Below are 15,247 nucleotides of genomic sequence, written 5' to 3' on the forward strand. Positions count from 1 at the left end.
AGGCTTATAAGCGGCGTTATTGCTTTTGACAAGGACGCTATATGGATGTAGCTTCTTAGAGAATGCAGGAGCTTATTCTCCTGAATAACCATTCTCTTCAATCAATGCCTTGCCTCTAAGCCTTTTAATTCTCGCTAAGTGATCAATTCATTACTTCATTTGGTATAATACGCACTATCGAATAATTCAGCCAACTACACCACCTGATCAGCATACTGGCTAATGGCCTTAACAGCCTGCTGAGTTTTATCTAATAGCTTAACTTGTAGTTTGGTATTATTACCGAGTGCTTGTTTAGCTAATAACTCCTGCCAATGATGACATAACTGTAACAGTTCATCGGCGGCAAGAATTTTGCTATTAACCGTTAGTGCCTTAATAATCGCAGCAACTTTTTTCACATTGTTATCGACCAGTGCTTTCGTTAAAGCTGCCACTAAGACTTCATTATTACTTGTATAATCGTCTAGCATAAACAATGCTAATTCAGCCGAGCCTTGATGTTGTATATAGCGCTTAAAGTTAAAACTTACCGACTGCTTTTTATCTGTTGGTTTTATACTTTCATTTTCAATTGCGGTAAGACTTAACTTAACTTGCTCATTATTGTCAATGATACCATCGTTATCACTCACTGCATCACAAGTTTTAGTGCGGCGACAGTGCTCACTAACCCGCTTTTTCAACCAAGGGTGCATTGCCGATAATAACGTTTTAACATCACTATCTGCAGTTAAATTTCCGCTGTGCCACAAAGAAAATCCTTCGGGTTTATCCGTGAATGACATTGTCCCATTTAAACTAAACACACCTCGTGGTAAAACTCGTCTATCAAGAGAAGTGACTGCTACGCTAAAAGGAGTAAAGGCTGTGGTATTCAGTTCCGTTAACAATATAGTAAAGCGGTCACTGCGCCACCGTATTTTTTGCGATAACTCAGTAACAACATAAGTCACCGATAACCCCATACTTTGTAATAGCTGCTGTAAATCTTGATACTTATCGGGTGATGTAACAGCTAATAACACCTCTATCGGCATAGGTAAGTAATTTTCAGCCAACCGACTGGCTTGGTGTTTAATATTTGGTAAGTGAGTTGGTAATGACATTGCCGGATAATGCCGTACAGATTGAGCATTGGTTACAGTTAGCGGTAAGGTAAAACTTAACTGATAACCTTGCTCCGTTAACACTGCGCTCAAGTCGTCGCCGTGTTGGTACTTTAATAAGGTATTGAAGTACCTTGCTAAGCCACTGCCCTCATTTTGCTCATGGTCGACATCAGTTATATTGATGATATCAACAGGAAGTTGCTTACGTTTATCTGCCTCTTGAATTTGGCCACTAAAGCGTACTTTTTGTTGGCTGGTATTTTTATCAATTAATTGCCAAGTGAGTACTAATGTCACTTTTGTCTGATGCGTCAACAGCAGCTCAATGAAAACCTTAACTAATTCACTAAAGAGCTCAGCATCAAGATTCACTTCTGCCAATATTTTTTCATCAAAAGTCGCCGAAATAGTATTTTCGTGCTCGATGAGCTGACTCTGTTGATTAAATAAAACCGCCTGCACCAGAGAAAACACATTGGCATCAACCAAGGTAAGTACGACGTTATTACCCTGCAAGTGCTGATAGTATCTTAGCTGTGCAATTCTGCGGACTAAGGCCCGTCCTTGCTGATACGCCTGATAAATATAATCATGTTTTATCGCCAGTGGCGCATCTCTTTTATCGGCTAGGTTTGCGGTACACTCATTCGCGCCAAGCAAAACCTGTTGCTTTATCGCCATCAGTTGCAGCACTTTAACACTTTTTTCGGTAAATAAGCACGGCTGTGCCACTATGACGGAAGCTTTGTCTGTGGCGCTATCTGGAGCGGTTTGTTTTGTCGATAATAAGGTATCAATCTCTTTAGCTGTAGTAATGTTTCGCTGAGAAATCTTCTTTACTAGTTGCTCAGTCTCGGCTGAAACTAGTGTCTCTTTGGCTAGTCTATTCAAAACCTGCTGTTCGTGAATACAAACGGCGTCGAATTTCCCCGCTAAGGCTTGGTGAATATAATGAGTATTTTTATTAGTTGTGGTTTTTAAGCGCTGCCACATTAGCCACAGTAAAGTAACGACACCGATGAAAGTGACAGAAAATAGCATCAGTAGCGTTATTGGCAAAAGATTTTCCGCGATTAGTGGCTTGTTCTGGGTAAGGTATTCATTATTGGCAGCAGAGCTGTTTTTATTGTGCTCAATTAAAGCAGCAAGCATGACTGATAACTCTTGCTGTTGAAAACTTAGCTGCTGATGATAGCTATTTAACAACACTAATTGTTGTTGCCATCGCTCTAAAAAATCACTTTTAAAGAGATGATCTTTAAGGTGGACAAAGTCTCTGACAATATCCGCTATACCTTGATTACCTTGCTGTAAGTTAGCCAATTTTTTTGAATAATTACTAATAAAAACATCATCTAAACGAGTCCTTAATTGTAGAAAGGAGCTTTGCTGTGTTTGTAAATTCAAGCTCGCCATCAAGGTAACGATGCTCGCTAATTTATTTTTCCCCTCGGTTAATAGTTTCGCTTGTTCAAAACCTGTATTTCGTTTATCTAATTGGATTGTTATCGCATCAAGTATGGTGTCTAGCTGAAGCAGGGCTTTATTTTTTAAGGCGTTATTTTGCTGATTATCCTCGACAATACCGGTAATCAGTTCGGCTGCCTCATTATTATGGTTAAACCATTGCTGGTAGCGAGTTTGGTTAAGAGAAGTGAGTAGTGACAATTTTTTGCTTTTCAGCGTCAATTCTTGCTGCAAGGGGATTAGCTCTGCCACGTTGAGGCTTGGTAACATTACCTTAAGTAAGTGATTACTTTCAATGAGATAGGATTGCTGTAAAAGTTGACTTTGTAGTGGTATCACTTGCTCATCAATGATGGTTTGTGAATACTTAGCTTGTTGACTAAACAAAAAAAATGCTGATGATAGCGAGCCCCCTATAACCAACAATATGGCAAAGAAGTATAGAGTAAAATACTGATGAAATGCCTTAGTTTTAACTAAAAGCTTTGCGCTCGTTGCAACTTGCTTTTCATCAGGTGGCTTTGCCGCTGATTTCAGGTCTTTCTTGGTAGTCATCTTTTTTCAGTATGATTCGATTCCCTTAAATAATACTCTAGACCAAATAGGAGGTTAAGGCATTAAGCTTTGCGATTATCACTGCGCTTTTTTTTACTAACCCAAGCCCATTCCATTTGACATTCAATAGGGCTTTGCCCTGATTCATCTTTAATAATTACCGACACAAAAACACTGCCCTTTTCTTGCTCATTTATTTGCGCTATTTGCTCATCCGATAATGTCGCTACTGCATGCAAGCCACCCTGCATACGTCGTTGGTAACTGACCTGCATAGACTTTAATAACGGCAGCTTAGAATCAGGTACGTTCATGCCGAAAACTATACCCGTTGCTGACTCGGCTAATACCGCAGCGGCAATAGCATGAATGCCGCCAATATGATTTTGTACTGACTTTTTATTGGCTAAGGATATCTGTGTTTTTTTAGGGGTAATTTCCTCAATGACAATACCTGTGGTACCTGCAAATTTTACTTTGCTAGAAAATAATTTAGTTAACAGGAATGAGCGTAAAAATACTGGGAATTTATTAACCTTGCTAATGATGGTACTGAACTTGTTGGCCATAGAATTATCCTTTGAATGCTACCAAAACGTCTAATTCATTATGCACACTAACTGGTCTGATCACTAGCCTTTATTTGCTCAGCCAATGCGGTAATAGAGTCTTCACTATAAACCTTAATACCGTGCTGACGTAGCAGTTTAGTGGTAACTCCTGCTCCGCTAATCTTTTGTTGAGAAAAAGTACCATCGTAAATAGTAGTACTGCCACACGATGGGCTAGATTCTTTTAATAGCGCAAACTCTATATTATGTTGCTGACATAACTTCAACGCTTGTTGAGCGCCTTGATTGAATTTTTCCGTTACATCACTGCCGTCAACGGTAATGACCTTGCCACTAACTAAATTAATTTCAGCGGCTGGCCTTGGCACAGGTAAGCCAGAAATGACTTCTGGACAGATAGAGATCAAACGACCTTGTTGCTGCCACAAAGTCAGTAATTCATTTATCAATGGCTTGATTTCACCGTTGTAGCGAACTCGTTGCCCTAAGAAGCAACCACTGATCAAAATTTTACCAAGGGGTTGGAGATTACTAACCATCATTTAATTAACTCGGAATATAATTTAGCTAAACACTCTGCTTTTTCATTATCTTGCCCCTCAAACCAGCAGGATTGACTATAGTAGTCAAAATTTAATATCAGGTAATACCCCTGCCAACTAAAACGGATATTCTCTCGATCTGCACCGGTTATTTTCTCTTGTATAATCACTGATGAGAGCAATGAGAGGATTGACTCAGTGAGTCTTGCGATATCTTCTTGATACCATTCAACTTCAAACCTTAGGTTCAGATGATCTACTTGCAGTGTTATTGATAAAGGGTTTTGCTGTGTTATTAAAATAGGCATGATAAACCGTTTAATTTGGGCAGATATATCGCTAATTATACGACGAAACTTTGTTGTTAATCATCGGTTTTAACAAAAAAACCAACGACAAGTTAGTTTATTTTCAATATACTCATATTAGAATTTTATCTTTGTAACCCCTGTACGTTTTATGCATTTTACCTTGGTTACAAATAACTTTAAACCAAAGAGAGTGAAACTATGAATAAACTTATGCTTGCTGTTGCTACAGCAGCGGTTATGATGGCATCTCCTGTATTTGCTGGCGACGCAGCGGCTGGTAAAGCAAAATCAGCTATGTGTGCGGCTTGTCACGGTGCTATGGGTATCTCTGCTGTACCAACTTACCCTAATTTAGCGGGCCAAAAAGAAGCTTACCTGGCCAAGCAACTTAAAGACTTTAAATCAGGCAAACGTAATGACCCTACTATGAAAGGTATGGTTATGGCACTTTCTGCTACTGATATAGATAACTTAGCCGCTTACTACGCGGCAATGAAATAAGCTTTAGCTTTTTCAAGTCCTGATACAAACCCCAGTTTAACTTGATTAAACTGGGGTTTTTTATTTACCTTAGTACCGGGTTTTTCAATTTCACTTTCGTGCTTCACACCCCATATAATGAAATTTTTTCGTATAGCTAACCGCTAATGTAGCCGCTTGATATATCGACTAAGCCATTATAACTGTGCATTTAACAGGGCTTTTTTCTCAGTTTGTTTATCCGTTTTTGGAGAAGTTTTGCTTAATAAGTCTTTTGCTTCATTACCTCGACTGTTAGCAATAAGCACTTCAACATAGTTAAGTAGGATATCAATATCCTTCCCCTTTGCTAATTTAAAAGCTTTACTGGCATACTTTAAGGCTCCTTGCTTATCACCTGACTTAAGTAAAACCTTAGCGTAAGTATCCGCAACATTTGGGATGTGTGGCGCTAAGGAGAAGGCTTCTTTGGCATGCATAAGTGCTTTATCCATATTACTTTGCTCTAAGAACAACCACGCTAAATTGTTATGGGCAACCACATTGCTTGGTTGCCTCTTTATGACTTCACCATAAACTGCAATAGCTTTGTTGGTATCACTGTCTAAATAGATGCCCGCCAACATAGTTTTAATACGGTTCTCATGAGGTTCAATGGTTAAATAATGCTCCAACACTTTTACTGCGTTAGTTTGCTCTTCATTACCCAAATAAGCTCCAGCGAGATATACGGCATTGTGACTACTGGGATAAATTTTATAAAACTGGGTTAATTTTGGTATCGCTTGAGTATACTCTTCTTCTAATAAGTATATTCTACCTTGTAAGCCCTGCTTTAAAGCCTCATTAATATTCGCTACCGCTAATTTTTTATAAAGTTTTTTTGCTGGGATAATCTGTTGGCTATTAAGCAATAACTGCATATTTATCAGTTGTAAGACTAAATTATCTTTATGGTAAGCTAAGCCGCGTTTAACGACGCTTAACGCTCGTTCATTATGCCCACTATTAGCATGTAAATCGGCCAATAAAATGACTGGTTCAATATGGTATGGTCTGGCTTTTAACCAAGCTTCTAAGCCGGATTCAACTTTCTTAATATCATTTTGTCTTTGAGAATTAAATACCGTTAACTTCCAATACCGCTTAGGTAAGTTAGGGGTATCCTGTAAATCAAGAAGTAAACTCTCTGCTTGTTTATATTGCGCCAAAGTCACCATAGCTTCGGTCACTAATATTGCTTTTTTAATGTCTGTTTTATCTGCTTGGTAGGCTGCTTGCAATTTTGCTAACGCCATTTCATTTCGATAGATACCAAAATAGTGCCTTAACACTTTATTATTGCTGGGCGTCAAGGTAATTAAATAATCAACTCTTTGCTTACTCAAGACTTCATTTTCTTGTAAGCGAGCAGATCTGAGTTGTTCTGTTAACGCGAAAATATTGTCAGGCTCTAACAATAAGCTTTGTTTTAGTGATTGCTCAGCTTGTTGATAATTTTTTTCTTTAATAGCTATGCTTGCCATTAAGTTATAACCACCCGCTTTATCCGAATATTTTTGTTGCCATTTAGTCGCTATAACTCGTGCTTTTTCAATATCATTTTTTTGTAGCGATGCAAATGCCAATGCTAACTCAGCTTCAATAAATTCCGGGTCAAGTATTACTGCAGCTTGCAAATTTTGTAAGCCTGAAGGGTCATTCATCATTAACTTTAAAATACCCTGTCTAGCCGCATCACTTGCATTATTGGCACTGGCACTTTCATTTTTTTCGAGTAACTTCCTTGCTTCATCTGTTGCACCTAACTCCAAAAGTTTATAGCTTAATGATGAGATGAATTTTGCATCCCCTGCTTGGTCTGGGTCAAAATCACCAATAGTCGCATTGATTTCTTCAACTAAGCCTAGCTCTAACTGAGTAACAGCCAACATACGTCTTGCTTGATGAATTTTTGGCAGGTATTCCACTATCGGCGATAAATGATGATAACTCTGTTGCCAATTTTTTAAATAGAAAGCACTTGCGCCCGCCACTAGCTTTAAATTAAATGGATTGAAATTTGCCGACAATGCTCGTTCAGCATGCTCACTTGCTTGGTCAAAATTTTTGCTGTTGAACGCCACCATGGCTTTTATGTAATTAGCAAAAGGTTGACTCGGAATTTTGGCGAGTATGGCATCTGCATACTTTTCAGCTTCCGCATGTTGATCGGATTTAAGTAGCGCATCGGCTAATAGTAATTGCACAATACCCGATCGGGGTTGTAAATCTAAATACCTCTTAAAGCTAATGGCAGCTTGTTGGTAATCTTTAGTAACTACTCCAACTTTCCCTTGCAACATAATGGCATCAACTTGCTTAGGATCTATGGTTAATATCCGTGAAATTAACACGCTCACTTCATCAAAATTATTCTCAGTAAACTGTAGGTAAGCCAAAGCTAACATACTATATAAACTTTGTTGCGAGAGTGATTGTGCCAGGGTGACACTGGTTTTCGCCTGTTCGTTTTGCTCGCTACGTAATGCCGCTAGCGTTTTATAAGCTAAGTAATGACTTTGTTCCTCGTTGGCAAGTTCACTAGCTGACTCACTTAAAGCCAAAACCTCTGCATCGCTATCCGTTAAAATATAAGCTCGTGCCAGTAAGGGTAATACTTTATTGTCGGCATATTTAAGCTGTTGAGCTCGTTCTAACTCTTTTACCGCCAAGACGCCATCACCTAAATTCAGATAAATTTGACCTAATAAAAACCGTGCTTCAGCATTTTTACTATCGGCGCGAATAACATTTTTTAACTCAATAATACTTTCATTGATTTTATTTTCACTCAGATAATTTTTTGCATTCGCTAAATGCGATTCAACAGAGACTTGCTCACTACAAGCGCTTATGGCCAGTGCAAGACTAAAGCAGAGAAAAGTGTTTACAAATTTCATTTCGAACTTCCTTTAACGATTATTATTGATTGATTACATTGAGGTAGTGCATTGAGGTATAGCACTTAAAATCTTATTTGATAGCCATTTGACGATTTTTAACTAAAGCCTATTGGCAATAATGCTAATAGGTTTTTTATTTTATGCCCGGGTGTTTAGCAATCGACTCGATAGACTCAGATTGCTATAGCACTCATGGTCGGTAACCAAAATTAAAATATCAGCCCAGTTATCTATATCAGTAATAGTTTCCTGACGGTCACAGTGCCAGTGATGTACAAAGGGATCATGGTAGTTAACCTCAACGCCGGCTTTCTTAAAGTGTTCCATAATGGCATCCGCAGGAGATTCACGACAATCATCGACATTGGCTTTATATGCCACCCCTAAAATCCCTACTTTTTTACCTGCAACGCTACCTTTTACCTCCACCAATAATGCCAGGGCTTGCTCGGCGACTAAATTTGGGCGCTTATCATTAATAGCGCGAGCCAAACGAACAAACTCACCAGCCCTAGTGTTTTCAACTAAGAACCAAGGGTCAATCGGAATACAGTGGCCGCCCACACCAGGGCCGGGCGATAACACATTTACTCTAGGATGACGATTAGCTAGACGTATGACTTCATGGACATCAACTGCTAGTTCGGCACAAATTTGTGATAATTCATTGGCAAAGGCAATACCTACATCACGTGAGGTGTTTTCAACTAATTTAATACACTCTGCCGTAGTTAGGTCTGTTAGAAACACCTCTCCTTTGACAAAGCTTTGGTAAATCGTTTTAACTTTCTGTTGTGCTTTAGGGTTTGCGGCACCGATAATACGGTCGTTATGTACAAGCTCATATAAGGTTTGCCCCGGAATGGCGCGCTCTGGACAATGAACAACATCAATCGTTAAACCCGCATCAGCAAAGCGTTGCACTATCGCTAAACTTGTTTTAGGTGAAATGGTCGATTCGATAATTACGGTTTGACCATTTTTAGCCACTTGCGCAATAGCATCAACCGCGCTAAACACATAACTAAGGTCACAGCTGTTATTTTTATGGGGGGTGGGCACAGCGATTAAATAGCTTTCACTTACCGGTACTTCACTACTCGCTTTTAAGAAACCCTGAGCAACAACTTTAGTGATGAGATCAGCTAAACCCGCTTCATCAAACGGACATTGTGCTTTATTAATTGCCGCCACTTTATCGCTATTTAAATCAACACCAGTGACACTGTAACCCGCCTGAGCCAGTAAACTTGCAATAGGTAAGCCCATATAGCCCATACCAATGACACTTATGCTCTCATTTTTAGCGATAACTTCATCTGCAAGAGTATTAGGTACCGCTTGAGTGATAATATCTAAAATAGCCTCCGCCACATGACCATCGCCAAAAGGGTTATCCCAGTTGAAACGATCGGTATCACTAGCAAGCCAGGTCTTTGCTGCCGCTAAGGCTTTTTCTGCATCCCGCCCCACTAATATATTTGCGCCTACTTCGATGGATTCTGGCCGTTCCGTATTTTCACGTAAGGTAATACAAGGTACACCTAACAAACAGGCTTCTTCTTGGATGCCACCTGAGTCGGTTAAAATGAGCTGCGCATGTTTTTGTAATTGAATAAAATCTAAGTAGCCAATTGGAGGGATAAGCTTTAAGTAACTGGGTAACGTTATCGAAAACTCTGTTAATTTAGCTTGGGTTCTTGGATGGATTGGCCAAACAATGGTTTGGTGGTATTGCTGGTGTAATTTATCAAGTAAGGTCAATAATTCTAATAAATTTGCCGAGATATCAACGTTGGCAGCTCTGTGTGCGGTAATTAAGAAGTACTTATTGGCGGCTATGCCTAAGTCAGACAATATAGTACTGGTGCTAGCTGAAATATCTAAATGCTGAAAGAGCGAGTCTGATACGGTATTGCCAACAATGAAAATTTTATCAAGAGCAATGCCTTCTTTTGCTAAAATGGCATGTTGATTGGGCCCAACAGCAAATAAATATTCGCTCATATGATCGGTTAAAATACGGTTAGTTTCTTCAGGCATAGTACGATCATAACTACGTAAACCAGCCTCAATATGTCCTACCTTGATATCAAGCTTAGATGCCGCTAAGGCTCCTGATAAAACAGTATTGGTATCCCCTTGAACGAGAACAACATCTGGTTTTTCTTGTAACAGAATCGGCTCTATTTCAATCAAGATGTTACCCGTTTGATTGCTATGTAAACCCGAGCCAACACCTAAATTGTAATCCGGTGCGGGCAGCTTTAGTTCTTTAAAAAAGATACTATCCATTTCTTGTGAGTAATGTTGATTTGAATGGATGATAAAATAGGCTATGCCGCGTTTTTTACATTCACGGATAACAGGTGCCATTTTGATTATTTCTGGACGTGTGCCAACGATGATGCCTATTTTCATTTTATTCCTTAAAGCGGCTAGGTTTATGCCAATGATTAATTAATGCTTAACTTCTTAACTTCTTAACTGCTTAATTAATTGTAATGCAAATGTTGGATCACGCAACCTAGCCTCGTTAATTTTCAACGAGAGGCTAACTAACTTTATTTTTCTAAGGCTAAGCAAACCGCCTTTATCAATTGATTTTGTTTATCTGAGTGCGAAAAAGTATGATCTGCATGGCTAATTGTTTTTTGTTTTATCGTCTCTCTAGCCGTTACCTCAAACCAATCGTTATTACTTTTCACTAATAATTTAAATTCAGCTGCGGTTAAATCATTACCACTGAGTAAAATATCAACTTGACCGGTAAACCCAGCTAAGCCAAAGAGCATTTCCTTTACAAAATCATCATCTTTATTAATGCCTTTACCTACTTTACTTTGCTGATAAAAACCGTGGAGCTCGCTAAAAGCTGTTTTTGTGGCTACCTTGCCAGTTAAAAACTTTTGCCAGAAGCTTTTACTAAAGAAGCGCTTAATATAATAAAAGCGCAGGTAACTTTGTGCTTGGGTGTGCGTTTGCCTTACCCAAGGGTTGACCAAAAACAACTGCTTTATTTTATCCTGCTGGGGATTTTCATTGAGATAAAGTAAGATAGCCGATGCGGCATCACATAGGCCCCACAAAGCCCATTCAGTTATCCCTTCATGGCGCTGTGCAAAGATATGAATTGCCGCAGCTATATCATTTTGAATGTCCGTAAAGCTACTAAGCTCTCCCTCACTATCACCTGCACCCGTATAATCAAAGCGAAAAACGGTAATACCCTGCTTGGCTAATGCCCTAGCCAAATGCACAAAGAGTCTATGGCTACCAACACGCGTTTGTGGACCGCCAACAACGATGATTAGCGCTTTTTTACGCTGCTCTCTGCCGACAGGCGCCGTTTCAGTGCTTGGCAAATGTTCAATAGCAATTAATTGTTTACCATGACTGTTGAAAATAACGCCTTGCTCTATCATCAATTACTCTCTCCTTGCGCTGAGCGTAATTGAGAAAAGACTGCTTGCTCTTGAGTTAAATACGAAGACGAAATGTGTAACGCTGTTGCTTGCCAAAACTTTACATCATCGACTTGATATAAATATAACTGACTATCTTTTTGGGCGAATGATTGTTGCTGTTTAATTTTAGCTGGGCTCAACGCTTCGGACGCAGCCTGCCATTCAAACCAATAACAATCGCCATTAAAATCACTTAGCTTAGCTAAAGCTTGCCCGGCTAACTCTTCTAATAACGCGGCTTGCATCTGATAACCTGCAATATCAATGGTTTTTTGTTCATTGTCTCCACCGTGCTTAGGGCTACTATTTCTGGTCTGAGAATTTTTAGCCTGAGCATTGCCACTCAGCTGGGCAGCGAGTGCTAGACGTTTAAACTGTTGCACAAAACGTTTGCCATTAAAGTCCGGCTGTAAAAGTATCAAACCATCAACTTGAGTTAACATTTCATCAGATAATAGTAATACTGCCGATAAAGCTAAGGAGAGATAAATGGGCTGTGACGAGTGCGCTTTAAGCTCTGCTATTTGCTTAATAATGTCTTGTTGCCATAGGAGCAAGTTAGCATCCATCAATTCACCGGAACTATCACCCGTGCCGTAGTGATCAAAAACAATAGTTGTTATACCTTGCTGGTAAGCATTGATGGCTGATCGAGTAATATGGTGGCGAGTTTGATTAGCCTGTTCGAACAATGGTGGGATAAATAACAGATACGCAAACACTTGCTCAGGTGTGCGAATCAACCTAAATAACGGCCCTTTCGTGCCTTGATAAAACTCAACAGCTGTTGAGAGCTTAGCCAAAATGCTTAACTACGCTCTAGCACTAATTCAGTTAAACTCGCTACAGAAGCAAAATTATTAGCGCTGATATCGTCATCATCAAGTGTTATATCAAAATGCGCTTCTATTTCACCAATTAAGGTGACTAATGCCATGGAATCAAACTCAGCAATAGCGCCAAATAATTCTGTCTCCGCATGCCAAAAATCATCTTGATAGTTTGGAATGATACCGATAAGTAACTTGATCAACTGCGCGCTCGTTTGTGTAACTTTGCGCTCGGTAACTTGCTCGGTAACTATTTCGATACTAGGTGCAGAAGTCATTATTTACTATTTTTCCTTGTGAATAGCCTCACTAAACGTGGCAGCACGATATTACGCAGTATAGCTAACTTACCAGAAATACTCTGAGCATTAAAAATCTGGTAACTAGAGCGAACTCTAGTAGCGTTCAACCACTCTTTTTTATAGGGTTCAGCGCCCATGCCAAATTCAATACGACTAACGTGGTCTTGACTGATAACAAACTCAGATAAAGCTAAAGATAGGATAGAGCCAACAGAATATTGTTGATATTTCGGGCGATAAGCCAGTTTAAAGATTGAAGCGGTAGTTTGTCGCTGGCCACTGTCATTCTTAGCAATGCAGCTATTTTGAGCCCTACTATTATTCTGTGCCATCTTATCTTGCTGCGCTGAGCACTCATCACAGCTCGATTGTAAAAACCATAACTGGGCAGCTGCTGGTTCATCATCGACAAACAAAAGCCCTAAGCGTAGCTTATTTTCAGCTAAGGCTGCTAAACAAACCTGTTCGATAAAATCGAAACTAAATTCATCACCTTTCCAGCTTTGTTGGTAAATAACTTGATAAGCCGTAAATGCAGCAGGGAATTTGTCAACATGGGTAATTATTTCAATTCGATACTGATGTGCTTTAGCGAGTTTATTTTCACGTCTCTTGATGGTATTACGTAACTGGCTTGGTCTTTGTTGATAATAACTGACGTAATCGGTTATATCTTGCTGGTAGATATTGTTTGTTTGAGAAAATATTTTTTGGTAGCGGAAGTACTCAATTAACGCCTCGCTAACGATTCCGTCTTCAAAAGCACCCAATTGCATACTATGCCATTGATGCTGTTGCTCGATATAAGAAAATAATTGCAGTAAATTCTCTTTCACGGCAGGCATGAAGAATATTGGCTCACCGAGCGCTGAATAAAAGCTAGTGAGGCAGCGAAGCTGTACTTTAGATGATTTTTTGTCTGTTATGTGCACCAAAGGCCAAGCGATACTTAAGGTCGACTCTTGCCCTTCGGTTTTTTGATATAAACAATGCACAAGCACTTGGCTGTTTTCAGGCAGCATAAACTGCTCTGTTGCAATCAGCCAAGGCAAAGTGAGTTCAAATAACCTTGTCTTAGGCATCTTACCTTCATACAAGGCTTGATGCTGGGTATATTGGTCAATAAATTCAGTAAATGACAGCTCACTATAAGAGCAGTGTTCGCTCGGTGTCATTAAAATCTCAGCCATTAAAACCTCAACCCTTTAAAAACTACTCCGCTAGCAACAAAGCTAATACTTGTGTTGTTTTTTGCTGCATTAAAGCTTTATCGCCTTTAGACTCCACATTTAACCGTACCACGGGCTCGGTATTACTGCTACGTAAATTAAAACGCCAATTGCCAAACTCCATACTAATACCATCAGTTTTATCAATCACTTGTGCTTGGGGTTGATAAAAATCAAAAACACGGGCAATAGCTGATTTTGGATCGGCAATTTTATTGTTAATTTCTCCCGATGATGGGTAAGCCGCGATGCGCTCTTTCACTAGGCTAGAAAGCGGCTGCTTACGTAAACAAACCAACTCGGCTATTAATAACCAAGGGATCATGCCGCTATCACAGTAGAAAAAATCTCGGAAATAATGATGGGCACTCATTTCACCGCCATAAATGGCATCCTCACTACGCATACGCTCTTTGATAAAAGCGTGACCGGTTTTACTTTGAATAGCTTGAGCACCCGCTTGCTCGGCAATATCAATAGTATTCCAAGTTAAGCGTGGATCATGAATGATTTTTGCTTGTGACTTATCACCGGTAACTTTACTTAAAAAGTTTTCAGCTAATAAACCAACAATATAATAACCTTCAATAAATTCACCGTGTTCATCAAACAAGAAACAGCGGTCAAAATCACCATCCCAAGCAATACCCATATCCGCACCATGTTTGATGACCGCATCACGCGTCGCAGCACGGTTCTCAATTAAGAGTGGGTTTGGAATACCATTAGGAAAACTGCCATCTGGCTGATGATGCACTTTAATAAATTCAACCGGTACATTTAAGGCGTTAAAAGCACTTTCAATAGCATCAAGTGCGGGGCCTGCCGTGCCATTACCCGCATTCACTACCAACTTTAATGGCGTGATATTTTTATTATCAATGTAGGTTAATAAGTGGTCGGTATAAGGCTGGGTAATATCAACTGTACTTAATGTTCCCTTCACTGCTACCTCAACAAAATCGTTTTGCTCAGCAAGGGCTTGAATATCGAAAAGTCCGGTATCACCACTAATAGGTTTTGAGTTTTCACGTACCAACTTCATGCCATTGTAATCAATAGGGTTATGGCTTGCGGTTACCACGATTCCGCCATCGCACTTTAAGTGACTGGTAGCAAAATAAATGTGCTCTGTACCAGCTAAACCTAAATCGATAACGTTGCTGCCACCGGCCATTAAACCTTCCGCCAAAGCTGCTTTCAACTCTTCACTGGTTAAACGAATGTCACCACCAACAACCACGGTTTTCGCTTTTGTGTGTTGAGCAAAGGCACGGCCGACTCGATATGCGACATCGGTATTTAACTCTTCGCCTAATTTTCCGCGAATATCATAAGCTTTGAAACAGGTAATTTTTGAAGGGCCTGACGTTAAGGCAACTTTAGAAGGTGACATGAAATAATCTCGTCCTTGTTAATATGGTAGATAGTTTAT

12 protein-coding genes are annotated in these 15,247 nt (G+C 39.6%); 1 reads left to right on the plus strand and 11 read right to left on the minus strand.

Annotated features, from left to right (window positions below; all coding sequences use genetic code 11):
- Positions 1-194: 194 nt before the first annotated feature.
- The 4 genes from F580_RS0118210 to F580_RS0118225 form a co-directional block, all read right to left on the minus strand.
- The gene (locus F580_RS0118210; protein WP_019029181.1) at positions 195-3,134 is read right to left on the minus strand and encodes a hypothetical protein; all 2,940 of its coding nucleotides are present in this window, start codon (positions 3,132-3,134) and stop codon (positions 195-197) included.
- Between the two features lie 62 nt (positions 3,135-3,196).
- Entirely contained in the window at positions 3,197-3,703 is a 507-nt protein-coding gene (locus tag F580_RS0118215) for a DUF4442 domain-containing protein (protein WP_019029182.1), read from the minus strand.
- Between the two features lie 47 nt (positions 3,704-3,750).
- Positions 3,751-4,248, minus strand: a complete 498-nt coding sequence (locus tag F580_RS0118220; RefSeq protein ID WP_019029183.1) for a 2-thiouracil desulfurase family protein — start codon at positions 4,246-4,248, stop codon at positions 3,751-3,753.
- A complete protein-coding gene (locus tag F580_RS0118225) occupies positions 4,245-4,556 on the minus strand; it encodes a DUF3630 family protein (RefSeq protein WP_019029184.1) in 312 nt (103 codons plus the stop codon). The genes F580_RS0118220 and F580_RS0118225 overlap by 4 nt, the downstream gene beginning before the upstream one ends.
- Before the next feature lie 201 nt (positions 4,557-4,757).
- Here F580_RS0118225 and F580_RS0118230 point away from each other — a divergent pair, with 201 nt between their 5' ends.
- On the plus strand, positions 4,758-5,060 hold the full coding sequence (locus F580_RS0118230; RefSeq protein ID WP_019029185.1) for a c-type cytochrome: 303 nt from the start codon (positions 4,758-4,760) through the stop codon (positions 5,058-5,060).
- Between the two features lie 176 nt (positions 5,061-5,236).
- On the opposite strand, the gene prsT is transcribed toward F580_RS0118230, so the two are convergent.
- The 7 genes from prsT to F580_RS0118270 all read right to left on the minus strand — a co-directional run bounded on the left by prsT (position 5,237) and on the right by F580_RS0118270 (position 15,208).
- A complete protein-coding gene (gene prsT / locus F580_RS0118240) occupies positions 5,237-7,981 on the minus strand; it encodes an XrtA/PEP-CTERM system TPR-repeat protein PrsT (protein ID WP_019029187.1) in 2,745 nt (914 codons plus the stop codon).
- A gap of 141 nt (positions 7,982-8,122) precedes the next feature.
- Complete coding sequence (gene wecB / locus F580_RS0118245; RefSeq protein ID WP_019029188.1) at positions 8,123-10,405, minus strand: non-hydrolyzing UDP-N-acetylglucosamine 2-epimerase; 2,283 nt, start codon at positions 10,403-10,405, stop codon at positions 8,123-8,125.
- Positions 10,406-10,548: 143 nt separating this feature from the next.
- Positions 10,549-11,409: a hydrolase 1, exosortase A system-associated gene (locus F580_RS24935; protein WP_019029189.1), complete on the minus strand. Its 861-nt coding sequence runs from the start codon at positions 11,407-11,409 to the stop codon at positions 10,549-10,551.
- Complete coding sequence (locus F580_RS0118255; protein WP_019029190.1) at positions 11,409-12,254, minus strand: hydrolase 2, exosortase A system-associated; 846 nt, start codon at positions 12,252-12,254, stop codon at positions 11,409-11,411. The genes F580_RS24935 and F580_RS0118255 overlap by 1 nt, the downstream gene beginning before the upstream one ends.
- Positions 12,255-12,259: 5 nt before the next feature.
- A complete protein-coding gene (locus F580_RS24940; RefSeq protein ID WP_019029191.1) occupies positions 12,260-12,559 on the minus strand; it encodes an acyl carrier protein in 300 nt (99 codons plus the stop codon).
- Complete coding sequence (locus F580_RS0118265; protein ID WP_019029192.1) at positions 12,559-13,773, minus strand: GNAT family N-acetyltransferase; 1,215 nt, start codon at positions 13,771-13,773, stop codon at positions 12,559-12,561. Before F580_RS0118265 ends, F580_RS24940 begins: the two co-directional genes overlap by 1 nt.
- 22 nt (positions 13,774-13,795) lie before the next feature.
- Positions 13,796-15,208, minus strand: a complete 1,413-nt coding sequence (locus tag F580_RS0118270) for a phosphohexomutase domain-containing protein (RefSeq protein WP_019029193.1) — start codon at positions 15,206-15,208, stop codon at positions 13,796-13,798.
- Positions 15,209-15,247 lie beyond the last annotated feature (39 nt).

It is taken from the genome of Colwellia piezophila ATCC BAA-637 (assembly GCF_000378625.1).
In the GTDB taxonomy this organism is placed as follows: domain Bacteria; phylum Pseudomonadota; class Gammaproteobacteria; order Enterobacterales; family Alteromonadaceae; genus Colwellia; species Colwellia piezophila.

Bases quoted from the DNA above. Each gene is read 5' to 3' on its own strand.
- F580_RS0118210 (WP_019029181.1), bottom strand. From the start codon at position 3,134: ATGACTACCAAGAAAGACCTGAAATCAGCGGCAAAGCCACCTGATGAA.
- F580_RS0118215 (WP_019029182.1), bottom strand. From the start codon at position 3,703: ATGGCCAACAAGTTCAGTACCATCATTAGCAAGGTTAATAAATTCCCA.
- F580_RS0118220 (WP_019029183.1), bottom strand. From the start codon at position 4,248: ATGATGGTTAGTAATCTCCAACCCCTTGGTAAAATTTTGATCAGTGGT.
- F580_RS0118225 (WP_019029184.1), bottom strand. From the start codon at position 4,556: ATGCCTATTTTAATAACACAGCAAAACCCTTTATCAATAACACTGCAA.
- F580_RS0118230 (WP_019029185.1), top strand. From the start codon at position 4,758: ATGAATAAACTTATGCTTGCTGTTGCTACAGCAGCGGTTATGATGGCA.
- prsT (WP_019029187.1), bottom strand. From the start codon at position 7,981: ATGAAATTTGTAAACACTTTTCTCTGCTTTAGTCTTGCACTGGCCATA.
- wecB (WP_019029188.1), bottom strand. From the start codon at position 10,405: ATGAAAATAGGCATCATCGTTGGCACACGTCCAGAAATAATCAAAATG.
- F580_RS24935 (WP_019029189.1), bottom strand. From the start codon at position 11,409: ATGATAGAGCAAGGCGTTATTTTCAACAGTCATGGTAAACAATTAATT.
- F580_RS24940 (WP_019029191.1), bottom strand. From the start codon at position 12,559: ATGACTTCTGCACCTAGTATCGAAATAGTTACCGAGCAAGTTACCGAG.
- F580_RS0118265 (WP_019029192.1), bottom strand. From the start codon at position 13,773: ATGGCTGAGATTTTAATGACACCGAGCGAACACTGCTCTTATAGTGAG.
- F580_RS0118270 (WP_019029193.1), bottom strand. From the start codon at position 15,208: ATGTCACCTTCTAAAGTTGCCTTAACGTCAGGCCCTTCAAAAATTACC.